At 65.7% G+C, this 22728-nt stretch carries 17 protein-coding genes; 14 read left to right on the top strand and 3 right to left on the bottom strand.

Annotation, left to right across the window (positions count from 1 at the left end; all coding sequences use genetic code 11):
- Positions 1-451: 451 nt before the first annotated feature.
- From B0920_RS12625 to B0920_RS12560, 14 genes are all read left to right on the top strand, one after another.
- Positions 452-1390 (top strand): ABC transporter permease, encoded by a 939-nt coding sequence (locus B0920_RS12625; protein WP_078032830.1) that lies wholly within the window; start codon positions 452-454, stop codon positions 1388-1390.
- A gap of 7 nt (positions 1391-1397) precedes the next feature.
- Positions 1398-2417 carry an ABC transporter permease gene (locus tag B0920_RS12620; protein ID WP_078032829.1) on the top strand — a complete coding sequence of 340 codons (1020 nt, stop codon included), beginning with the start codon at positions 1398-1400 and terminating at the stop codon, positions 2415-2417.
- Positions 2418-2422: 5 nt separating this feature from the next.
- The gene (locus B0920_RS12615; RefSeq protein WP_078033405.1) at positions 2423-4114 is read left to right on the top strand and encodes an ABC transporter ATP-binding protein; all 1692 of its coding nucleotides are present in this window, start codon (positions 2423-2425) and stop codon (positions 4112-4114) included.
- A gap of 309 nt (positions 4115-4423) precedes the next feature.
- Positions 4424-5368 (top strand): VTT domain-containing protein, encoded by a 945-nt coding sequence (locus B0920_RS12610; protein WP_078032828.1) that lies wholly within the window; start codon positions 4424-4426, stop codon positions 5366-5368.
- Between the two features lie 216 nt (positions 5369-5584).
- Complete coding sequence (locus B0920_RS12605) at positions 5585-6601, top strand: glucokinase (protein ID WP_078032827.1); 1017 nt, start codon at positions 5585-5587, stop codon at positions 6599-6601.
- Positions 6602-7003: 402 nt separating this feature from the next.
- Positions 7004-7732 (top strand): SMC-Scp complex subunit ScpB, encoded by a 729-nt coding sequence (gene scpB / locus B0920_RS12600; RefSeq protein WP_078032826.1) that lies wholly within the window; start codon positions 7004-7006, stop codon positions 7730-7732.
- Positions 7722-9731, top strand: coding sequence for a 23S rRNA pseudouridine(2605) synthase RluB (gene rluB / locus B0920_RS12595; RefSeq protein WP_078032825.1), 2010 nt, complete (start codon positions 7722-7724; stop codon positions 9729-9731). Before scpB ends, rluB begins: the two co-directional genes overlap by 11 nt.
- A gap of 295 nt (positions 9732-10026) precedes the next feature.
- Entirely contained in the window at positions 10027-10515 is a 489-nt protein-coding gene (gene rimP, locus B0920_RS12590) for a ribosome maturation factor RimP (RefSeq protein ID WP_078032824.1), read from the top strand.
- Positions 10512-12077 (top strand): transcription termination factor NusA, encoded by a 1566-nt coding sequence (gene nusA / locus B0920_RS12585; protein WP_078032823.1) that lies wholly within the window; start codon positions 10512-10514, stop codon positions 12075-12077. Before rimP ends, nusA begins: the two co-directional genes overlap by 4 nt.
- 46 nt (positions 12078-12123) lie before the next feature.
- The gene (infB, locus tag B0920_RS12580; protein ID WP_078032822.1) at positions 12124-14973 is read left to right on the top strand and encodes a translation initiation factor IF-2; all 2850 of its coding nucleotides are present in this window, start codon (positions 12124-12126) and stop codon (positions 14971-14973) included.
- A gap of 277 nt (positions 14974-15250) precedes the next feature.
- Entirely contained in the window at positions 15251-15652 is a 402-nt protein-coding gene (gene rbfA / locus B0920_RS12575; protein ID WP_078032821.1) for a 30S ribosome-binding factor RbfA, read from the top strand.
- On the top strand, positions 15649-16575 hold the full coding sequence (gene truB, locus B0920_RS12570; RefSeq protein WP_078032820.1) for a tRNA pseudouridine(55) synthase TruB: 927 nt from the start codon (positions 15649-15651) through the stop codon (positions 16573-16575). Before rbfA ends, truB begins: the two co-directional genes overlap by 4 nt.
- 203 nt (positions 16576-16778) lie before the next feature.
- Entirely contained in the window at positions 16779-18617 is a 1839-nt protein-coding gene (typA, locus tag B0920_RS12565) for a translational GTPase TypA (protein ID WP_078032819.1), read from the top strand.
- Between the two features lie 245 nt (positions 18618-18862).
- Positions 18863-19390, top strand: a complete 528-nt coding sequence (locus B0920_RS12560) for a porin family protein (protein WP_078032818.1) — start codon at positions 18863-18865, stop codon at positions 19388-19390.
- A 113-nt stretch (positions 19391-19503) separates the two neighbouring features.
- On the opposite strand, the gene B0920_RS12555 is transcribed toward B0920_RS12560, so the two are convergent.
- From B0920_RS12555 to B0920_RS12545, 3 genes are read right to left on the bottom strand one after another with little or no spacing between them, the layout of a single operon-like run.
- Positions 19504-21087: a glycosyltransferase family 39 protein gene (locus B0920_RS12555; RefSeq protein ID WP_143745721.1), complete on the bottom strand. Its 1584-nt coding sequence runs from the start codon at positions 21085-21087 to the stop codon at positions 19504-19506.
- Entirely contained in the window at positions 21068-21523 is a 456-nt protein-coding gene (locus B0920_RS12550; protein WP_218669359.1) for a GtrA family protein, read from the bottom strand. Before B0920_RS12550 ends, B0920_RS12555 begins: the two co-directional genes overlap by 20 nt.
- Complete coding sequence (locus B0920_RS12545) at positions 21516-22526, bottom strand: glycosyltransferase family 2 protein (protein ID WP_078032816.1); 1011 nt, start codon at positions 22524-22526, stop codon at positions 21516-21518. Before B0920_RS12545 ends, B0920_RS12550 begins: the two co-directional genes overlap by 8 nt.
- Positions 22527-22728 lie beyond the last annotated feature (202 nt).

Here is a 22728-nt window from a genome sequence, read left to right as displayed (position 1 = left end):
TCGCGTGCATATTGCACAAAAACAACGTTTGACTTTTCGTCATCGAGGGCGCGGTGCTGTGCAGTGCAGGGGATATGCGGTATGGTTACGCCTTTTCGGGCTGGCTCAGCCGGGAAGGGCTGCGCGTTACGGCGCCCTCAGCTCCCCGTCGTTCCCGCGCAGGCGGGAACCCAAGTTCGTTGCGCCGATGGTGTGCGTGCAAACTTGGGTTCCCGCCTGCGCGGGAACGACGTGCATAAGTGCGAACGTGCGGCCGTGCGAACGTGCAAGCGTGCGACCTGCAAGCTGCAAGCTGGAACCTGCAAGCTGCAACCTGCAAGCGCGCACCGCGCATGGTGCACCGCGCACCGCGCACCGTACAAACGTGCAGAGCTGCGAGGTCGCCGAGCACGCTTGTGCTGCGCCGACCCGTCGTGATCGATCCGGCCCGGACCTGTCCATCAGGAGTTCCATGCTTGCCTACATCCTCCGCCGCCTATGGCAAATGCTGCCCACCATGGCCGGCGTCGTCGTGCTGGTCTTCGTGCTGTTTAACTGGGTCGGCGGGGACCCGGCCTATCTGCTGGCCGGCAAGATGGCCGACACGGCCGCGATCGAGAACATCCGGCGCCAGCTCGGCACCGACCAGCCCTACTGGGTCCAGTTGTGGATCTTCGTCAAGCAGATCCTCACCTTCGATTTCGGCAACGCCTGGAGCACCGGCGAACCGGTCTCCCACATCATCTCCAGCCGCCTCGGTCCCTCGCTCACCGTGCTGGTGCCGCTGACCGTGCTGGAAACCCTGTTCGGCATCGCGCTGGCGCTGGCCATCGCCTTCGTGCGCGGCTCGCTGACCGACCGCGCCGTGATGGTCGCCTGCACGGTCGGCATGTCGATCTCGATCCTGGTCTACATCATCGTGTTCCAGTACTTCTTCGCCTACAAGCTGGGCCTGTTCCCGGTGCAGGGCTGGGGCGAGTCGCTGGGCGAGAACCTGCTGCGCTACGCGCTGCTGCCGATCATCATCGGCCTGGCGGTGTCGATCGCGCCCACCCTGCGCCTGTATCGCAGCTTCGTGCTGGACGAGGTCGGCCAGGACTACGTGCGCACCGCGCGCGCCAAGGGCCTGGCCGAGCGCCGCATCGTCTGGGTGCACGTGCTGAGGAACGCGGCGATCCCCATCATCACCCACGTCATGGCCAACCTGCCGGCGCTGCTGATCGGCGCCTTCCTGCTGGAGCGCTTCTTCGGCATTCCCGGCATCGGGCGCGAAGTGATCCTGGCGGTGGAGCGCAGCGACTTCCCGGTGATCAAGGCGATCACGGTCTACGTGGCCGCCGCCACCATGGTCTTCAACCTGCTGGCCGACCTGCTGTACCAGGCGGTCGACCCGCGCGTGCAACTCAAGTGATGCGAGCATGCTGACCCACCCCGCACCTTCCTCCTCCGCCGGTCTCTGGACCCTTGCCTGGCGCCGCCTGCGCGCCGACCGCGTCGCCATGCTGGCGCTCGGCGTGGTGGCCGCCTTCCTGCTGCTGGTGCTGCTCTCGGCTTGCGGCCTGGTCGCCGCCGACTGGGAAGACGAGGTGGCGGTGAACTATGCGCCCCCGAGCTTCGTCGGCGCCGACGCCGCCACCCGCGCCCTGGCCGCGGCCCAGACGCCGCGCCCGGCGCCGCCCAACGCCTTCGACCCGCTGGCTGGCGAACTGGCCGAGCTCAGGGCGGAGCTGGCGGCCGAAGCGCCGCCGGCGCCCAAGGCCAGCACCTTGCCCTTCGGGGCCGACAAATGGGGCCATGACGTGCTCAAGAAGACCATCAAGGGCGGCGAGACCTCGATCGTGGTCGGCCTGGTGGCGGCCTTCGTGGCGGTGGCGCTGGGCACCCTGTTCGGGGCGGTGTCGGGCTTCTACGGCGGGGTGGTGGACGACCTGTTCAACTGGTTCTACAGCATCTTCACCTCGATCCCCTCGATCCTGATGATCCTGACGGTGGCCGCCGTGCTGCAGCAGAAGGGCGTCGCCACCATCGTCCTGATCCTGGGCCTGACCGGCTGGACCGGGCCCTACCGCCTGATGCGCGCCGAGTACATGAAGCACAAGGCGCGCGAATACGTGATGGCGGCCGACGCCATCGGCGCCTCGGCGCTGCGCCGCATGTTCGGCCATATCCTGCCCAACGTCTCGCACGTGGCCCTGGTGCAGATGTCGATCCTGGTGGTCGGCTTCATCAAGGCCGAGGTGATCCTGTCCTTCCTCGGCTTCGGCGTGCCGGTCGGGGTGGTGTCCTGGGGCAGCATGCTGAACGAGGCACAGAACGAACTCATCCTGGGCAAGTGGTGGCAACTGGCCGCGGCCGCCGGCGCCATGGCGCTGCTGGTGACCGCCTTCTCGCTGTTCGCCGACGCCCTGCGCGACGCGCTCGACCCGAAACTGAAGTGACCGCCATGACCCAGGATTCCAGCATGCTGCTCTCGGTGCGCGACCTGCGCATTTCCTTCCGCGTCGACAAGAAGACCACGGTCGAGGCGATCAAGGGCATTTCCTTCGACGTGCCGGCCGACGCCACCGTGGCGCTGGTGGGCGAATCCGGCAGCGGCAAGTCGGTCAGCTCGCTCGCGGTGATGGGCCTGCTGCCGCCGGACACCACCATCGTGCGCCCGGGCTCGAGCGTACGCTTCGCAGGGCGTGAATTGCTCGGCCTGCCGATCGCCGAGCGCCGCAAGCTGTGTGGGCGTGACATCGCCATGATCTTCCAGGAACCGATGTCCTCGCTCAACCCGGTGTTCACAGTCGGCTTTCAGATCGGCGAAGTGCTGCGCCTGCACATGGGCATGGACCAGCGCGCCGCGCGCGCCCGCACCCTCGAGCTGCTGGCCGAGGTTGGCATTCCCGATCCGGACAACAAGATCGATGCCTATCCCTCGCAGATGTCGGGCGGGCAGCAGCAGCGCGTGATGATCGCGATGGCGATCGCCTGCGAGCCCAGGCTGCTGATCGCGGACGAGCCGACCACGGCGCTGGACGTGACGATCCAGAAACAGATCATGGAGCTGATCGCCAGGCTGCAGAAGAAGCACCGGATGGCGGTGCTCTTCATCACCCACGACCTGGGCCTGGTGGGCGAGATCGCCGACCGCGTGATCGTGATGCGGCACGGCGAGGTGCGCGAGGAAGGGGAGGCGGCCCAGGTGTTCGGCGCGCCGCGCGACGCCTACACGCGCGCGCTGCTGCACTGCCGGCCGAAGCTGGACGAGCGGCCGATCCGGCTGCCGGTGATCGACGATTTCCTCAGCGGCGCGGCGACGCCGGGCGAGCTGCGCACCCAGCGCGCGCGGGGCAGTTCGCCGGCGGACCAGCCGCTGCTGGTGGTCGAGAATCTGGCCAAGAGTTTCTGGCTGCGCGAAGGCCTGTTCGGCAAGCGCGAGTTCAAGGCGGTCAAGGACGTGTCCTTCAGCCTGGGGCGCGGCAAGACCCTGGGCGTGGTGGGCGAATCGGGTTCGGGCAAGACCACGGTCGGGCTGACCCTGCTGCGCCTGCATCGCGCCACGGGCGGGCGCGCCCTGTTCGACGGGCGCGAACTGCTGGGCATGTCGGACCGCGAGTACCAGCCCTACAAGCGGCGCATCCAGATCATCTTCCAGAATCCCTACGCCTCGCTCAATCCTCGCTTCACGGTGGGGCAGATCCTGCTCGAGCCGATGCGCATCCACCGGATCGGCGCCAACGACGCCGAGCGGATCGAGATGGCGCATTACCTGCTCAAGCGGGTGGGGCTGCCGGAGCAGGCCTACCACCGCTATCCCCACGAATTCTCGGGCGGCCAGCGCCAGCGCATCGCGATCGCGCGCTGCCTGACCATGAAGCCGGAGATCCTGGTGTGCGACGAGTCGGTGTCGGCGCTGGACGTCTCGGTGCAGGCCCAGGTGCTCAACCTGCTGCAGGACCTGCAGGATGAGTACGGCATGAGCTATATCTTCATCTCGCACGACCTGTCGGTGGTGAAGTACATCTCGGACCAGGTGATGGTGATGCATCACGGCAGCGTGGTGGAGATGGCGGACTCGGATGCTTTGTATCGCGATCCTCGCCATCCCTATACGCGGTCCTTGCTGGCGGCGATTCCGCGCGGGGCGTAATCCGCACGCCAACACGCGGCCCCGCACGTCGTCTCGAGGCCACCGCACTTTGAACGTCATCCCCGCGAAGGCGGGGATCCAAGTTTGCCCGCTCAGCCTTCAGCGCGTGCAGAAGTGGCCAGCAAGCAAACTTGGGTTCCCGCCTCCGCGGGAACGACGGTGGGTGCTGCGGGCTTCGCTTGCGTCGCTTGCTTGGCTTGCCGCCCGGCGGCCAACCGCAGCGCTTTACCGGCCATCCGCGTTGCGAATATGCCAAAGGAGGGAAGCCCCCCGCCTGTGAAGGGTACGGAATTCGGCTAATATAGAAGAATGCCCCAGCTAGCCGACCTGATCCAGATGTATGGCGTGCTGATCGTGTTCGGCATCGTCCTCGTCGAACAGTTCGGCCTGCCCATTCCCGCATACCCGATCCTCATCGTGGCAGGCGCGCTCGCGGTCGACGGCGACGTCAGCTGGCAGCTGTGCCTGGTGGCCGCCGTGTCGGCCTGCCTGATCTGCGACTACTTCTGGTTCCGCGCCGGCCGCTTCTACGGCAAGCGCATCCTGCGCCTGCTGTGTCGCATCTCCTTGTCCCCCGATTCCTGCGTCAACCAGACCGAGGACCGCTTCCGGCGCTTCGGCGTGAAGTCCCTGCTGGTGTCCAAGTTCATTCCCGGTTTTAACACCATCGCCGCGCCGCTCTCTGGCGCCATGGGCACCCAGACCCGCGAATTCGTGCTGTTCTCGGCCACCGGCGCCGCCCTCTGGAGCGGCACCGGTATCCTGCTGGGCTTCCTGTTCCACAACAGCGTGGACAGCGTGCTGGAATTCCTCTCGACTATGGGCAGCACCGCCCTGATGGTGGTCGGCGGCCTGCTGGCCCTGTTCATCGCCTTCAAGTATGCCGAGCGCCGCCGCGCCCGCGCCCGTTCGGACATCGAACGCATCGAACTGGCCGAAGTCCTGCAACTGATCGACGACGGCCACGAGCCCCTCATCATCGACGCCCGCAGCCTGACCGCCCAGCAGCTCGAAGCCGCCATCCCGGGCGCGCTGGTCTACCGCGCCTGCCAGCCCGAGCAACTGATGGCTTCGCTCGACCGCAACCGCCACATCGTCGTCTACTGCAGCTGCCCGAACGACGTCACGGCCGCCGAAGTGGCCAAGCAATTCCTTGCCAACGGCTTCCACCGCGCCCGTCCGCTCAAGGGCGGCCTGGAGGCCTGGAACGCCCATCACAACGCCGGTCCCGAACTCGACCCGGCCACCTGCTGAGCCCCCGCTCCTGATCGATCGGCCGCCCGGGACGCACCCGCGCGTCTCGCTTTGCCTCGCACTTTCAGCATAAGTAGTCGGACTACTACATGACGTGGCCTCATTCCCGTAGTGAGTGTTGTCTGCCGGCGTAAGCCTGTACCTAAACTACAAAATGTTCTTGTAAGGGCGGCAAAAAGTTTAGTAAGCTAAAGCCTTACTTCTTATTGATCTGCAATGACCGCTTCCCTGTCCAGCCTCACCACCGCGTCCCTCACCCATGCCGGAGGCGCCCGCCTGCTCGCCGATGTCGGTGGCACCAATGCGCGCTTCGCCCTGGAGACCGGGCCAGGGCGGATCGAACTGATCGATGTGCTGGCCTGCAAGGATCACCTGACCCTGGCCGCCGCCATCGGGGCCTACCTGGCTTCGCCGAACGTGGTCGCGGCCCTTTCCGGTCCGGTGCGCCACGCCGCCATCGCCATCGCCAACCCGGTGGTGGGCGACTATGTGCGCATGACCAATCACCACTGGGAATTCTCGATCGAGGCCCTGCGCAAGGAGTGCGGCTTCGAGGTGCTGGAAGTGGTCAACGATTTCTCGGCCCTGGCCCGCTCGCTGCCCCACCTGGGCGGACAGAAGCTGCAGATCGGCGGCGGCGCCCCCGTGGCCGATACGCCGCTGGGCCTGCTGGGCGCCGGCACCGGCCTGGGCGTCTCGGGCCTGATCCCCTGCGGCGACAGCTGGACCGCGCTGCGCAGCGAGGGCGGCCACGTCAGCTTCTCGCCGGCGAACGAGGTCGAAGTGGCCATCCTGCAATACGCCTGGCGCGAGTTCGAGCACGTCTCGGCCGAGCGCCTGCTCTCGGGCGCGGGCGTGGAACTGATCTACCGCGCCCTGGCCGACCGGGCAGGGCGGCCGGGCGAGAGTCTGTCGGCGCCGGAAATCTCGCGCCGCGCCCTGGCGGGCGAGTGCGCGCTGTGCGACCAGGTGCTGGAAGTCTTCTGCGGCATGCTCGGCACCGCCGCCGGCAACCTGGCGATCACCCTCGGCGCCCAGGGCGGCGTCTACATCGGCGGCGGCATCGTGCCGCGCCTGGGCGAGCGCTTCGCCCGCTCCTGCTTCCGCCAGCGCTTCGAGCAGAAGGGCCGTTTCGCCGCCTACCTGGCCCAGGTGCCGACCTATGTGATCACGGCCGACTACCCGGCTTTCCTCGGCGTGTCGGCGATTTTGTCGGAAAAACTGTCCGACTGACGCAAATACAGGGGCAGTCCCCCTGAAACCCTTGTCCTATGACGGGTTTTATCGGTTACAATGGCCCCCAGTTGGAAGAAACGACGACGTCCGCTCGCGCCCAGCGCACCCCGGAGCCTGGCCTCCGAGTGGTCCCCGAGCCCGCGTTTCGCTTGAAACTCAACAACGCAGCCCGGTCACCGACGGGCCGCACGGGCGGGTTCCTTACCCGCCAAGCAATGTCGCCAGGCGTCGCACGCCGGGCGCCGAGATGACCGCCTGGCCATGCGTTTCACGCCACTGCCGCGGATCCCAGTGTTGACTTGCAGTAGAACGCAGCCGCGGCATGCGCCGGCCTGGCTGGTAGGTGCTGATCCCGACTTGTTTGATGTTCCTTGCATTCGAGCCTGACGACATCGTGATATGAATACTGACGAGGCCAAACGCGTCCTCGAGACCGCCTTGCTGTGCGCCCGGGAGCCGATGTCGATCCACGGGATGAAAAAACTGTTCGCCGAGGTCGACGCCGGCGGCCGCCAGACCGGCGGCGTCGGCGCCGACACCATCAAGATCCTGCTGGAAGAACTGCGCCAGGACTGGCAGGACCGGGGAATCGAACTGGTGGGCCTGGCCTCCGGCTGGCGCTTCCAGAGCCGGCCCGAGATGAAGCCTTACCTCGATCGCCTGTCGCCGGAAAAGCCGCCCAAGTATTCGCGCGCCACCCTGGAAACCCTGGCCATCATCGCCTACCGCCAGCCGGTGACGCGCGGCGACATCGAAGAGATCCGCGGCGTCGCGGTCAATTCGCAGACGATCAAGATGCTGGAAGACCGCGGCTGGATCGACGTGGTCGGCCACCGCGAGGTGGTCGGAAGGCCGGCCCTGCTCGGGACCACCAAGCAGTTCCTGGACGACCTTGGCCTCGCCTCGCTGTCCCAGCTGCCGCCCTTGCAGCCGGTCAGCGACGTGCCGGACGGCCGCAGCCTCGAGGCGCTGGAAGCGGCACTGAAAGAAAACTTTGACAAGGCGGACGCCCTGGCGCCCGCCGACGACACGATCACTTCACCAGTTGAAGTCCCGCTTGATGACCGGGAGACGGCGGCCGACGCTGGGCCAGGTCTGCACAATAAAGATACGAACGATGACTACTGAACCAATCGAGACCCAATCCGCCCCGGCGGACGAGGCTGCCGCCAAGCCGAAGCGCCGCACCCGCGCCAAGGTCGAGGCGCCCGCCGTCGAGGCTGCCGCTACCGAGGCTGCGGCCGAAGCCGCACCGGCCAAGCCCAAGCGCATCCGCAAGGCCGCCGCACCGGTGGCCGAGGCCGCCGCGCCGGCCGCCGACACGGCGCCTGCCGGCGACGAGAAACCGGCCGCCAAGCCCCGCAAGCCGCGCGCCGTCAAGGCCAAGGAAGAGGGCGCCGCACCGGCGGTCGCCGACAGCGCGCCGGCCCCGGCCGTGGCCGCCGAAGCGCCGGCCGCCGAGGCCCAGACCGGGTTCGAGGACAAGAAGCCGCGTGGCCCGCGCCAGATGCGCGAGAAGCGCATGGAACGCGAAGCGCGCCAGCAGGCCCGCGCCGTGGAAGCGCCGGCCGAAGCCGAAGCCGAGGCCAATGCCGCGCCGGTTGCCGAAGCCGCACCCGCGCCGGCCCAGGAAGGCCGCCGTGAAGGGCGCCGCGATGGCCGCAACGCCGGCCAGCAGAAGCAGGGCAAGCAGAAGAACGCCAAGGCGCAGCCGCAGCAGCAGGAAGGCAAGCCGGAAGGCAGGCCGGAAGGCAAGCAGCAAGCCAGGCAGCAGGGCAAGCAGCAGCAGGGCAAGCAGCAGGGCAGGCAGCAGGCGAAGGGCGGTAAGCCCAACGATGCCGACGCCGTGTTCTCCTTCGTCACCTCGGACGCCTTCGACGCCAACGAAGGCGCGCGCGGCAATGCCCAGCCCTCGAAAGTGCGCCGCGACCTGACCGCCGAGGACGACGCGCCCAAGCTCCACAAAGTGCTGGCCGAAGCCGGCCTGGGCTCGCGCCGCGACATGGAAGAGCTGATCATCGCCGGCCGCGTGTCTGTGAATGGCGAGCCGGCCCACATCGGCCAGCGCATCCTGCCGACCGATGCCGTGCGCATCAACGGCAAGCTGCTGCAGCGCCGCGTCAACAACAACAAGCCGCCGCGCGTGCTGGTTTACCACAAGCCGGCCGGCGAGATCGTCAGCCACGACGATCCGGAAGGCCGTCCCTCGGTGTTCGACCGCCTGCCGACCATGAAGACCGGCAAGTGGCTGGCCGTCGGCCGCCTGGACTTCAACACCGAAGGCCTGCTGCTGTTCACGACCTCGGGCGACCTGGCGAACCGCCTCATGCACCCGCGCTACAACATCGACCGCGAATACGCGGTGCGTACCCTGGGCGTGCTGGAAGAGGGCATGCGCCAGAAGCTGCTGTCCGGCGTCGAGCTGGATGATGGCAAGGCCGCCTTCTCCAAGATCCAGGATGGCGGCGGCGAAGGCATCAATCACTGGTACCGCGTGGTCATCGGCGAAGGCCGCAACCGCGAGGTGCGCCGCATGTTCGAGGCGGTCGGCCTGACCGTCTCGCGCCTGATCCGCACCCGCTACGGCGCCATGACCCTGCCGACCGGCCTCAAGCGTGGTCGCTGGGAAGAGCTGGAAGAGAACGACGTGCGCGCCCTGATGGCCGCCTTCGGCATCGAGAAGAAGGGCGCGGCCGCGCCCGAGGCGAAAGGCAAGGCCAAGGGCGGCAACCGCGACGAGTCGCGCCGCGCCGACGGCAACCGCATCGACCGTCCGGACGCCAACCGCAACGTCGATCCCTTCGGCCAACCGGTCCCCCGGGTCGGCAGCACCCGTCCGGGCGCGCTGGCCACCAGCCCGCTCGGCACGCCTTTCGCCAAGCCCTTCGCCAAGCCGGCCGGCGGCCGCGGCGGCAATCCGGGCAATGGCGGCAAGGGTGGCCAGGGCGGGCCAGGTGGACGTGGCGGCAACAGCGGCGGCTTCGGCGGCAAGGGCGGCAAAGGCCCGCGCCAGCCGGACCCGCTGCAGACGACCTTCGGCTTCGCCGGCACCGGCGGTGGCCGTCGTGGCGGCCAGGGTCCGCGCGGTTCCGAGCACGGCCTGCCGCGCCGCGGACGCCGCGGCTGATCGCAGGGAAAGGCGCGCGCACATCGTCCGCGCGCGCCGCGCATTCCCCTCTCAAACGCCGTAGAATGCCGGTGTGCCCGATAGTGTCAGCCTGCCAACTGTTGTTCTTTGTTCTAATTTGGCATGGCGATTGCGAGAGAAGCCGGAAAGCGTTATAATTTGCAGCCTAATCAAAGTTCTTCCCATTTATGTATTTGGTGCAAGTGCTTTCATCTGGTTGGGTTGTGAATACAAAAAGATGGGCATTAGCCCATTTTTTTTTTGGTAAATCGTTTTAGAGCCCTGGAGAAGTGCCGTGCAGCAGTTTGAATTAATCGCCAAGACAGTCAGTGGCCTCGGCTACGAACTCGTTGACGTCGAGCGGGGCGAGCGCGGCATCCTGCGTGTGTACATCGATTTCCCGGCCGACGTGGCCGAGGAAAAAGGCGCGATCTCGGTGGAAGACTGCGCCACGGTGAGCCACCAGTTGTCGCACGTGCTGACGGTCGAGAATGTCGATTACGAACGGCTCGAGGTTTCCTCGCCGGGCCTGGACCGTCCGGTCCGGACCCTGGCCGATTTCGCGCGCTTCGCGGGCTACGAGTGCACGGTCAAGCTGCGCGTCCCGATGCCGGGCACCGCGAACCGCAAGACCTTCACCGGCATCCTGCGCGGCGTCGAGGGCGACAAGGTCGGTTTGGAATTTGAAAATAAAGATGGTTCGGCGTTGTTGGAATTTACGCTGGCCGAATTGGACAAGGCACGTTTGGTGCCACAGGTGGATTTTAGGAGTCGCAAAGCATGAGTCGCGAAATTTTGTTACTGGTGGATGCGCTCGCGCGCGAGAAGAACGTCGACAAGGAAGTCGTTTTCGGAGCGCTTGAGTTCGCGCTGGCTCAGGCCACGAAGAAACGCTACGAAGGCGACGTCGACATTCGCGTGGCGATCGACCGCGACACCGGCGAATTCGAGACCTTCCGCCGCTGGCACGTCGTTCCCGACGAGGCCGGCTTGCAGCTGCCCGACCAGGAAATCCTGCACTTCGAAGCGAAGGAACAGATTCCGGACATCGAGGTGGACGAGTACATCGAAGAACCGATCGAGTCGGTCGAGTTCGGCCGCCGTTTTGCCCAGGACACCAAGCAGGTCGTGCTGCAGCGCGTGCGTGACGCAGAGCGCGAGCAGATCCTGCAGGACTTCCTGGAGCGCGGCGATTCGCTGGTGACCGGCACCATCAAGCGTATGGAGCGCGGCGATGCGATCGTGGAATCGGGCAAGATCGAAGCGCGCCTGCCGCGCGACCAGATGATCCCGAAGGAAAACCTGCGCATCGGCGACCGCGTCCGCGCCTACATCCTGCGCGTGGACCGCAATATGCGCGGCCCGCAGGTGATCCTGTCGCGCACCGCGCCGGAATTCATCATGAAGCTGTTCGAGCTGGAAGTTCCGGAAATCGAACAAGGCCTGCTGCAAATCAAATCGGCAGCCCGTGACGCCGGCGTGCGCGCCAAGATTGCCGTCTACACTGCCGACAAGCGCATCGACCCGATCGGCACCTGCGTCGGCATGCGCGGTTCGCGCGTGCAGGCCGTGACCGGCGAACTGGGCGGCGAGCGCGTGGACATCGTGCTGTGGTCGGACGATCCGGCCCAGTTCGTGATCGGCGCCCTGGCTCCGGCCAATGTTTCCTCGATCATGGTCGATGAAGAAAAGCACGCCATGGACGTGGTGGTCGACGAAGAGAACCTGGCAATCGCGATCGGCCGTTCGGGCCAGAACGTGCGCCTGGCCTCCGAGCTGACCGGTTGGAAGATCAACATCATGACGGCCGAGGAATCGGCCAACAAGGTGGCCCAGGAAACTGCCGCGATCCGCGCGCTGTTCATGGAAAAACTGGACGTCGACCAGGAAGTGGCCGATATCCTGGTAGAAGAGGGCTTCTCGAGCCTTGAAGAAATCGCTTACGTGCCTATTTCCGAAATGCTGGAAATCGAATCGTTCGACGAAGACACCGTCAACGAACTGCGCACCCGTGCCCGCGACGCACTGGTGACCGAAGCGATCGCTTCCGAGGAAGGCCTGGAGGGCATGGAAGAAGCCCTGGTCAATCTGGAAGGCATGGACCGTACGACCGCCGGCAAACTTGGCCTGGCCGGTATCAAGACGGTGGAAGCATTCGCGGCCCTCGCATACGACGAGTTCGGCGCCATCCTGGCGTTGTCCTCCGACCGTGCCCGCGAACTGATCAAGAACGAATTTAATGATGTGACCGACGACGAGATGAAGCTGGTCGACAGCAAATATGATGACCGGGCCAAGGCTCTGCAGGCGAAAGCCTGGGGCCTGGTAGAAACGGCCAAGGCATAATTTGCAAATCTTTATCATCTCAGCGACACATAGAAAAGAGGACTGAATGGCGAGTAACAACGTAGCCCAATTTGCCACCGAACTGAAGATGCCTGCAGACCTGCTGCTGACGCAGCTGCGCTCGGCCGGCGTCGAGAAAAGTTCGACGTCAGATCCATTGTCGAAAGATGATAAGGACAAGCTGCTCAACCACCTGCGCCGCACCCACGGCGCGGGCGAAACCGGTGAGAAGAAAAAGATCACGGTGACCCGCAAGGAAACCACCGAGATCAAGCAGGCTGACGCATCTGGCAAATCGCGGACCATCCAGGTCGAAGTGCGCAAGAAGCGTACCTTCGTGCAACGTGACGACCTGGTCACCACCAAGCCGGCCGCCCCCGCGGCGCCGGTGATCGACGCCGCCGAGCAGGCGCGTCGTGAGGAAGAAGCCCGCCGCCAGGCCGAGCTGATCGCGCGTCAGGAAGCCGACCTGCGCGAGAAGCAGGAACGCCTGGCCAAGCTGGAAGAAGAAAAGGCCGCCCAGGCCAAGGCCGCCGAAGAGCAGGCCAAGCGCGAAGCCGAAGAACAGGCCAAGCGCGAAGCCGCCAAGGCAGCCGCTGCCGCCGCCCCGAACGCCGGTGCGGCCCAGGCCGACGCCTCCGACGAGAACGCCAAGCGCGAAGCCGCGGAAGCCAAGGCGCGCGCCGAACAGGCCGCCAAGGAAGCCGCAGAACGCGCCGCCGCCACCGAGCGTGCGCGCAAGGCCGTGGCCGACGAAGTGGCCCAGATCAAGGCCATGATGAGCCAGCCGCGCCGCGTGATCAAGGCGCCGGAACCGGTCGCCAAGCCGGCGACCGCCGCGACCCCGGCCGCGCCGGCCGGCGGCACCCTGCACAAGCCGGCGGACAAGAAGCCGGGCGAAGTTAAGAAGGCCGATGACAAGAAGCCGGGCGACAAGAAGTCGATCAAGTCGGCGAACGTCTCCTCGACCTGGTCGGACGACGCCAAGAAGCGTGGCGGCCCGAGCGTGAAGACGCGCGGCGGCGCAGGCGCCGGCGCGACCGGCGGCCGTGATGGCTGGCGCAGCGGCGGTGGCCGCGGCCGTCGTGGCGGCCATGGCGACGACCGTGAATCGAACTTCCAGGCGCCGACCGAGGCGATCGTGAAGGACGTGCACGTGCCCGAGACCATCACGGTGGCCGAACTGGCGCACAAGATGTCGGTGAAGGCCTCCGAGGTCATCAAGCAGCTGATGAAGCTGGGCCAGATGTGCACCATCAACCAGGTGCTGGACCAGGAAACCGCGATGATCGTGGTCGAGGAAATGGGCCACAAGGCCTATGCCGCGGCCGTCGACGATCCGGAAGCGCTGCTGGCCGACCAGGGCGAACACGCCGAGTTCGAGTCCAAGCCGCGCGCGCCGGTCGTGACCGTCATGGGTCACGTCGACCACGGCAAGACCTCGCTGCTGGACTACATCCGTCGCGCGAAAGTGGCGGCGGGCGAAGCCGGCGGCATTACCCAGCACATCGGTGCTTACCACGTGGACACCCCGCGCGGCATGATCACCTTCCTGGACACCCCGGGTCACGAGGCCTTCACGGCCATGCGTGCCCGCGGCGCCAAGGCGACCGACATCGTCATCCTGGTGGTGGCGGCGGACGACGGCGTGATGCCGCAGACCAAGGAAGCGATCGCCCACGCGAAAGCGGCCGGCGTGCCCCTGGTCGTGGCGATCAACAAGATCGACAAGCAGGGCGCCAATACCGACCGCGTCACCCAGGAACTGGTGGGCGAGGGCGTGGTGCCGGAAGAATACGGCGGCGATTCGCCTTTCGTCCCGGTGTCGGCCAAGACCGGCCAGGGCATCGACGACCTGCTCGAGAACGTGCTGCTGCAGGCCGAGGTGCTGGAACTGAAGGCGCCGGTGGAATCCCCGGCGCGCGGCCTGGTGGTCGAGGCGCGCCTCGACAAGGGCCGCGGTCCGGTCGCCACCATCCTGGTGCAGTCGGGCACCCTGAAGCGCGGCGACGTCGTGCTGGCGGGTTCGTCCTTCGGCCGCGTCCGTGCGATGCTGGACGAGAACGGCAAGTCGATCGCCGAAGCGGGTCCCTCGATTCCGGTCGAGATCCAGGGCCTGACCGAGGTGCCGACCGCCGGCGAGGAAGCGATGGTCATGGCGGATGAGCGCAAGGCGCGCGAGATCGCCCTGTTCCGTCAGGGTAAGTTCCGCGACGTCAAGCTGGCTAAGCAGCAGGCAGCGAAGCTGGAAAACATGTTCGACCAGATGGCCGAAGGCGAAGTCAAGAACCTGCCGCTCATCATCAAGACGGACGTACAGGGTTCGCAGGAAGCGCTGGTCGGTTCGCTGCAGAAGCTGTCGACCTCGGAAGTGCGCGTGCAGGTCGTGCACGCCGCCGTGGGTGGCATCAGCGAGTCGGACGTCAACCTGGCGGTGGCCTCGAAGGCGGTCATCATCGGCTTCAACGCCCGTGCCGACGCCTCGGCGCGCAAGCTGGCCGAAGCCAACGGTGTCGACATCCGTTACTACAGCATCATTTACGATGCGATCGACGAGATCAAGACCGCGATGTCGGGCATGCTGGCGCCGGAGAAGCGCGAGCACATCACCGGCCAGGTCGAGATTCGCCAGGTCATCCTGGTCTCGAAGGTCGGCGCGATCGCGGGCTGCCTGGTCACCGATGGCGTGGTCAAGCGTTCCTCCTCGGTCCGCCTGCTGCGCAACAACATCGTGGTCTGGACCGGCGAGATCGATTCGCTCAAGCGCTTCAAGGACGACGTCAAGGAAGTCCGCGCCGGCCTGGAATGCGGCCTGTCGCTGAAGAACTACAACGACATCCAGGTGGGCGACACCCTGGAAGTGTTCGAAGTGCAAGAAGTGGCGCGTACGCTGTAATTCCGGCAGGAGGCGTACCATGGGGCCAGGATGCTCCGCGGCGCGAGCCGCGGGGACCTGGCCCTTGTTGTTGGAAGCCCCCGCGCGCGGCAGGAGCCGCGGCCTGGGCAGTGCGCAGCCGCCCCAACGTCGTCCCCGCGGAGGCGGGGACCCAAGTTTCTTCGCCGTCCGACTGCGTTCGAGGCGCTGGTCTCACGGGCATCCCGGATCGCCGCTGGCACGGGGCTGAGCCGCAGTGGCGCGAATGCAGGACAAAACAACACAAGCAAGCAAGATCATGGCAAAACACAGCAAAAGCATCCCCTCGCGCGGCCTGCGCGTCGCCGACCAGATCCAGAAGGACCTGTCCGAACTGATCGCCTTCGAGCTGAAGGACCCGCGCGTCGGCATGGTCACCATCAGCGAAGTCCAGCTCACCCCGGACTACGCCCACGCCAAGGTGTATTTCACCCTGCTCAAGGACAGCCCGGACGAGGTGAAGCAGACCGTGGAAGGCCTGTCCAAGGCCGCCGGCTACCTGCGCAACCAGCTCGGCAAGCGCCTGCACATCCATACCCTGCCGCAGCTGCACTTCGTGCACGACACCTCGACCTCGCGCGGCCTGCAGATGTCGGCCCTGATCGACAAGGCCAACGCCACCCGCGCGGCCGACTATGACGAGCAGCAGGATTCGGAGTGAACGCGCGTCCGCCCAAGAAGCCGCGCGACCTGGTCGACGGCGTGCTGCTGCTCGATAAGCCGGTCGGCCTGTCCTCGAACGACGCCCTGATCAAGGCCAAGCGCGTATTCAACGCCAAGAAGGCCGGCCATACCGGCACCCTCGATCCCTTCGCCACCGGCCTCCTGCCGCTGTGCTTCGGCGAGGCGACCAAGTTCTCCCAGGATTTGCTGGAGGCCGACAAGACCTACGAGGCAACGGTGCACCTGGGCATCATGACCAGCACCGGCGACACCGAAGGGGAGGTGGTCGAGCAATTGCCGGTCGACGTGAGCCTGGAGCAGATCGAGGCGGCGCTGGCGCGCTTTCGCGGTCCCATCCTGCAGGTGCCGCCCATGTATTCCGCGCTCAAGCGCGACGGCAAGGCGCTCTACGAATATGCGCGCGAAGGCATCACCCTGGAACGCGAAGCGCGCCCGGTGACCATCCACGGCCTGGAACTGCTCGGCTATGAAGCGCCTTTCCTCAGGATCCGCGTGACCTGCAGCAAGGGCACCTATGTGCGCGTGCTGGGCGAGGACATCGGCGCGGCCCTGGGCTGCGGCGCCCACCTGAACGCGCTGCGCCGGGTCGAGGTCGGCAACCTGGACGGCCAGCACATGATTTCCCTGGAAGACCTGCTGGCCCATCCGGACCCGCTCTCGCTGCTGCGCCCGGTCGACGCGCTGCTCTCCACCTTCCCCGCGGTCGAGCTCACGCCGGAACTGGCCAAGCGCTTCCTGCAAGGCCAGCGCCTGGCCCTGCGCAAGGAAACCGTGATGGTGCCGGTTGACGGCGGCCGCGTGCGGGTCTACCACGAAGGCCGCCTGCTGGGCACCGGCCAGCTGGGCGACTACGCCATCCTGGCGCCCGAGCGCCTGATTTCCACGGCCGGCCCGGCCTGAATCGTCAACAAGCGGTCACATGCGCCGGCTAGTCTGGCGCCTGCGGCTCTGCCAAAAGGATTGGCGGGGTAGTCAAGTTGTTGAAAATTCGGGGAATTCTCCAAGGCAGCCTAGGATGTTTCCGCATCCGTGCTATACTAGTCGGTTTCCGTATTTGGCTGCACCCGTACACCGTCGTACAACACGAAACTTTTCGAGAACACATGTCAAACTCCAAACGCGCGATCCGTAATATCGCAATCATTGCCCACGTTGACCACGGCAAGACCACCCTCGTGGACCAGCTGCTGCGCCAGTCGGGCACCTTCCGTGAAAACCAGGCGGTGGATACCCGCGTGATGGACTCGAACGACCTCGAAAAGGAACGTGGCATCACGATTCTGTCGAAGAACTGCGCGGTCGAGTACGAAGGCACCCACATCAACATCGTCGACACCCCGGGCCACGCCGACTTCGGCGGCGAGGTCGAGCGCGTGCTGTCGATGGTCGATTCGGTGCTGCTGCTGGTCGACGCCCAGGAAGGCCCGATGCCCCAGACCCGCTTCGTGACCCGCAAGGCGCTGGCCCTGGGCCTGAAGCCGATCGTGGTGGTCAACAAGATCGACCGTCCGGGCGCGCGCGCCGACTGGGCGATCAACCAGACCTTCGAACTGTTCGACAAGCTGGGCGCCACCGACGAGCAGCTCGACTTCCCGATCGTCTACGCTTCGGGCCTGAACGGCTATGCCGGCATGGACGAAAGCGTGCGTGGCGGCGACATGAAGCCGCTGTTCGACGCCATCCTGAAATACGTGCCGGTGCGTGACGACAACCCGGACGGCCCCCTGCAGATGCAGATCACCTCGCTGGACTACTCGTCCTACGTCGGCAAGATCGGCATCGGCCGCATCAACCGCGGCCGCATCAAGCCGGGCATGGACGTGATCGTCATGAACGGCCAGGACGACAAGGCCCCGATCAAGGGTCGCATCAACCAGGTCCTGAACTTCAAGGGCCTGGAGCGCGTGCAGGTGGAAGAAGCGGTCGCCGGCGACATCGTCCTGATCAACGGTATCGAAGACATCGGCATCGGCGTGACCCTGTGCTCGCCGGACGTGCCGGAAGCGCTGCCGATGCTGACCGTGGACGAGCCGACCCTGACCATGAACTTCATGGTCAACACCTCGCCGCTGGCCGGCCGCGAAGGCAAGTTCGTGACCAGCCGCCAGCTGCGCGACCGTCTGGACCGCGAACTGAAGTCGAACGTGGCGCTGCGCGTGCTGCCGACCGACGACGACACCGTGTTCGAAGTCTCGGGCCGTGGCGAACTGCACCTGACCATTCTGCTGGAAAACATGCGCCGCGAAGGTTTCGAACTGGCCGTGTCGCGTCCGCGCGTGGTGTTCAAGGAAATCGACGGCGTCAAGTGCGAGCCGTATGAAAACCTGACCGTCGACGTGGAAGAAGTGAACCAGGGCGGCGTGATGGAAGAACTGGGCCGCCGCCGTGGCGACCTGCAGAACATGGAAAGCGACGGCAAGGGCCGCGTGCGTCTTGAGTACCGCATTCCGGCACGTGGCCTGATTGGCTTCCAGGGCGACTTCATGACCCTGACCCGCGGCACCGGCCTGATGAGCCACGTGTTCGACGCCTACGCCCCGGTCGACACCGGCAAGGGCGAACTGGCCGGCCGCCGCAATGGCGTGCTGATCTCGCAGGACGACGGCCAGGCCGTCGCCTACGCGCTGTGGAAGCTGCAGGACCGCGGCCGCATGTTCGTCGAGCACAACACCCCGGTGTACGAAGGCATGATCATCGGCATCCACTCGCGCGACAACGACCTGGTCGTGAACCCGATCAAGGGCAAGCAGCTGACCAACGTGCGCGCCTCGGGCACCGACGAAGCCGTGCGCCTGGTGCCGCCGATCCAGATGTCGCTCGAATACGCCGTCGAGTTCATCGAGGACGACGAGCTAGTCGAGATCACCCCGAAGAGCATCCGCCTGCGCAAGCGCTTCCTGAAGGAGCACGAGCGCAAGAAGGCTAGCCGCGAAAACGCATAAGCCTTCCGGCTCACAAGAAACCCGCTGCTTGCAGCGGGTTTTTTTTCGTCCTTCATCAGCGTGAGCCGGGAATTCGCGATCGTCGGTCAAGTCACGCACATAAGTGCGGAACTTGGCCGCATTTTTCATCTTGTTACAGTTCTTACCAGATTTCCTCTGGGATCAGCGGGCTTGAGCTGTTAAGGTGGCAACAACGCGATTTACTGTGAATTGCGCAACAGTTGACGTTTTTGAAGGAGTTTTATATGAAGAAGCTGATTTTTGCCATCGTCGCAGGTAGCGCCATCGTCGGCGCCGCGCAAGCCCAATCGACCGCAGGACGCGGCTATGTGGGCGCCGCCGCCGTGAGCGCCAAGAACCAGACCGTCGACGCCCACAAGGCGGACGGCAAGCTGTTCGCCGGCTACGACTTCAACCAGAACATGGGTGTGGAAGCGGGTTGGGTCAACCACCACAAGACCGACTTCGCCCGTGGCGCCGTGAACGGCAGCACCGAAGGCTACGGCACCTATGTGGCGGCCAAGTACACGGTTCCGGTGAACGAGCGCGTCTCGGCCTACGGCAAGCTGGGCGTTTCGCACAGCGAGCGCAAGCTGAACACCAACCTGGGCCGTATCAAGGATGACGACACCGGCGGCTACGGCGGCTTGGGTCTGCAGTACCAGGTGAACCAGAACGTGGCCCTGACCGCCGAGTTCGAGCGCTACGGCAAGAGCAAGGACTACGGCGCGAAGCCGAATGTCTGGAGTGTGGGCATGAAGTACGGTTTCTGATTTAACCGCCAACCTCAAGACCGTCGTCCCCGCGCAGGCGGGGACCCAAGTTTAGTGTCGCGGTAACGCGTCCAACTTGGGTCCCCGCCTTCGCGGGGACGACGTTTTTGCGCTTATGGCTTCTGCGACAGTTCGTAAAGGCGAATCAGCGCCCCAACCCCATCGATCTGCTTGACCAGCCGATACCGCGCCCCCAGTTCCTTCACCGCCAGCCCTTCCGGGTCATACAGATTCGCCGAGCGCTCGATCAGCCACACCCGCTGCCGCCCTTCAGTCAGATTCCGGATAACCGGCACATCCGCCTGCCCCAGCCCCGGCGCCGCCGAATTCCCGACATAACGCCGCTCCAGCCCCACCGCCGGGAAGGGCCCCGGCAGGTAGACCACCTCGGGCGTGCGGCCGGCCTCGCCGTAATAGACGACCGGCATCTGGATCTCGTTCGGCACCGCAAGCACCAGGTCGCCCGGCCGGCTCTCGCGGGTGAGCTGGGCCATCATCTCGCGCCAGTTCTCGGTCTGCAGGTGGTAAAAGGCATTCACCGACCAGGCCGACAAGGCGAGGATCGCCGCCACCACCGGCAGCCGCCAGCGCGGCCGCAGCGCATACACGCCCAAAGCCAGCAGCACCATGCCCAGCGGCGCCAGCCATTCGAACAGGCGCGACAGGAACACCGGCTTGACCAGCCAGCTGTAGCCGGCCAGGGCCAGGATGGGCAGGCTCATCACGCAGCCCAGGTGCCAGAAATGGGCGCGCGCATGGCGCCACAGCCAGAAGTAGGCCAGGGCCACCAGGGCCGCCACCGGGTAGTGCATGATCGGCCAGCCGCTGATCACGCTCCAGGCGGCGAGCGTGTTGGCCGGCTTGAAGCTGATCCAGTAGGACAGCTTGCCCATGGCCGCGCTCTGGGCAGCCAGGATGGGCAGCATCGGCGACCACAGCAGCAGCGCACCGACGCCCGCCAGGCCCACCGCCAGCGCCTGCAGGCGGCGCGGTCCCGAAGTGCTCAAGAGCAGGGCCAGGGTCATGCCGGTCCAGATGCCGAAGGCGGCGAACACGCCGGTGTTGTGCAGCCACATGGTGAGCGCGGTCGAGACCGCCAGGCCGCCGACCCAGGCCCACAGCCGGCGCGAGGGCGCCTCCGGCCGGCGCGCCAGCTCCAGCACCAGCATCGCCGAGCAGTACACGGCCAGCGCGCCGCCCAGGGCCTGCAGGGCATAGGGCCGGGCCTGCTGGGCAAACAGGACGCTGTTGGCATTGACTGCCAGGAACAGGGCGGCCAGCAAGGCCACCCGCTCCGCCTTGCCCCCCAGCCGGCCCAGGCGGGCGCCGATCGGGATCAGGAGGACCGTGAGCACGCTGCCCAGCACCGACAGGCTGCGCATCGCCACCTCGCCCGTGCCGAACAAAACGGTCCAGCCCTTGAGCAGGGAATAGTAGAAAGGGGGATGGGTTTCGTAGAGCGGCACGCTGGTCCACAGCTCGCGCAGCGGCAGGGCGGCGAACCAGGCGCTGTAGGTCTCGTCCAGCCACAGCGAGCGGCTCTCCAGCGTGGGCAGGCGCAGCAGCAGGGCCAGCAGGGCGACCAGCAGGCTCAGCGACCACAGGCGGGCCACCGGCGTGCTGCACTCCAGGAAGGCGCCCAGGCGCGGACCGGGCGGCAGGCCGGTCAGGCTGGGGTCAGCGGTCTTTGCCTGCATGGAAAGTCCACTTCGCATTGATCGCATAGGTCGCGCACAGCAGCACGGCCGTCACCAGGAGCTGGGCCAGCCGGTAGTCCAGGCCCAGCCCGTCCACCAGCAGGAACATCGCCAGGCCGTTGATCAGGGCCGCCAGGCCGGCGGTGGCGAAGAAGCGTGCCGCCGTGCGCCATTGCAGGTGACTGTGGCCGGCGCCGGCAAAGGTGAGGGTGGCGTTGAGCACGAAGTTGATCAGGGCGCCGAGCAGGGCGCCCAGCACCGAGGCCGGGGCCGGCGCCATCAGGCCGAAGGAGACCAGGCCGATCAGGAGGGCGTAGTGGCCGGCCGTGCCGGCCGCGCCGACCATCGCGTACAGCAGGAAGCGCCCCAGCCTGAGACGGCGCATGCGGGAAGAGGTGCCGGTCGTGGCGACCTCCGTGATCGCGCCGTCACGCATGGGGCGCCGCGCGCTCGTAGCGTTTGCGGATCAGGTAGACCGGCCGCCCCTTGGACTCCATGTAGATGCGCCCGACGTATTCGCCCAGCACGCCGATGCCGATCAGCTGGATGCCGCCGAGCAGCAGGATCGCGGTGGCGAGCGAGGCATAGCCGGGCACGTCCACGCCGTACACCAGGGTGCGCACCACCAGCCAGGCGGCGCGCACCAGGGCGATCAGGGCCACGGTCACGCCGACATAGGTCCAGACCCGCAGCGGCAGGGTGCTGAAACTGGTGATGCCCTCGAGCGCGAAATTCCAAAGCTTCCATCCGGAAAATTTGGTTTTTCCGGCCGCCCGCTTTTCGCGCGTATATTCGACCACCGCCGTTTTATATCCGACCCAGGCGAACAGGCCTTTCATGAAGCGACAGGATTCCGGCAGGGATTTTAATGATTCGCAGACGTTTCTGGTAAAAAGGCGGAAGTCACCCACATTCTCGGGAATCGGCACTTCCGACACTTCATTATGGATACGGTAGAAAATCAGCGCCGTCCATTTTTTGAGCAGGGAATCGGATTGGCGGTCGGCGCGTTTCGCCAGCACGACCTCATTTCCTTCGCGCCATTTATCGACCAGTTTGGCGATGACTTCGGGCGGGTCTTGCAGGTCGGCGTCGAAGGGCACGATCAGGTCGCCGCGCGCCTCGAAGATGGCGGCTGTGAGTGCGGCTTCCTTGCCGAAATTGCGGGTCAGGTCGATCACCCGCACCCGGGCGTCGAGCTGGGACACGGCGATCAGGCGCTCCAGTGTACGGTCGCGGCTGCCGTCATTCACGCACAGGACCTCGAAACGGATTTCCGGAATCTCTTCCAGTATCGGGATCACGCGCGCGAAAAAATGGCTGATCATTTCCTCTTCGTTATAGAAGGGAACGACGAGCGAGAGCAGCGGCAGGGGCGCCAGGGCGGAAGCCGAGGTAGACGCCGAGGCGGAGGCCAAGCCGGCAAAATAATCGGCCATTTGTTCCTGCAGCTGCCCCTGATAGGAGCCGGCCCGCTGCTCGGAATACGGAGTTTCTTTTTGTAAGCTCATATTACCCAATAGACACGCAAAGTCGCTTCATGCGGCAGTATCTTTTTTAAAATAACACATCCTTTTGGGAGCACGATTTGGTGCGCCGTGCGAAAAGAACGCGACAATAAAAATAATGCTGCTGAGCTTG

Origin of the sequence: Massilia sp. KIM (genome assembly GCF_002007115.1) — a bacterium.
In the GTDB taxonomy this organism is placed as follows: Bacteria; Pseudomonadota; Gammaproteobacteria; order Burkholderiales; family Burkholderiaceae_D; genus Telluria.
The sequence above is the reverse complement of the archived record's forward strand: the minus strand, read 5'-3'. Positions and strand labels throughout refer to the sequence as shown.

Excerpts from the sequence above, each read along its gene's own strand:
- B0920_RS12625 (WP_078032830.1), top strand. The coding sequence starts at position 452 with ATGCTTGCCTACATCCTCCGCCGCCTATGGCAAATGCTGCCCACCATG.
- B0920_RS12620 (WP_078032829.1), top strand. The coding sequence starts at position 1,398 with ATGCTGACCCACCCCGCACCTTCCTCCTCCGCCGGTCTCTGGACCCTT.
- B0920_RS12615 (WP_078033405.1), top strand. The coding sequence starts at position 2,423 with ATGACCCAGGATTCCAGCATGCTGCTCTCGGTGCGCGACCTGCGCATT.
- B0920_RS12610 (WP_078032828.1), top strand. The coding sequence starts at position 4,424 with ATGCCCCAGCTAGCCGACCTGATCCAGATGTATGGCGTGCTGATCGTG.
- B0920_RS12605 (WP_078032827.1), top strand. The coding sequence starts at position 5,585 with ATGACCGCTTCCCTGTCCAGCCTCACCACCGCGTCCCTCACCCATGCC.
- scpB (WP_078032826.1), top strand. The coding sequence starts at position 7,004 with ATGAATACTGACGAGGCCAAACGCGTCCTCGAGACCGCCTTGCTGTGC.
- rluB (WP_078032825.1), top strand. The coding sequence starts at position 7,722 with ATGACTACTGAACCAATCGAGACCCAATCCGCCCCGGCGGACGAGGCT.
- nusA (WP_078032823.1), top strand. The coding sequence starts at position 10,512 with ATGAGTCGCGAAATTTTGTTACTGGTGGATGCGCTCGCGCGCGAGAAG.
- infB (WP_078032822.1), top strand. The coding sequence starts at position 12,124 with ATGGCGAGTAACAACGTAGCCCAATTTGCCACCGAACTGAAGATGCCT.
- rbfA (WP_078032821.1), top strand. The coding sequence starts at position 15,251 with ATGGCAAAACACAGCAAAAGCATCCCCTCGCGCGGCCTGCGCGTCGCC.
- typA (WP_078032819.1), top strand. The coding sequence starts at position 16,779 with ATGTCAAACTCCAAACGCGCGATCCGTAATATCGCAATCATTGCCCAC.
- B0920_RS12560 (WP_078032818.1), top strand. The coding sequence starts at position 18,863 with ATGAAGAAGCTGATTTTTGCCATCGTCGCAGGTAGCGCCATCGTCGGC.
- B0920_RS12555 (WP_143745721.1), bottom strand. The coding sequence starts at position 21,087 with ATGCAGGCAAAGACCGCTGACCCCAGCCTGACCGGCCTGCCGCCCGGT.
- B0920_RS12550 (WP_218669359.1), bottom strand. The coding sequence starts at position 21,523 with ATGCGTGACGGCGCGATCACGGAGGTCGCCACGACCGGCACCTCTTCC.
- B0920_RS12545 (WP_078032816.1), bottom strand. The coding sequence starts at position 22,526 with ATGGCCGATTATTTTGCCGGCTTGGCCTCCGCCTCGGCGTCTACCTCG.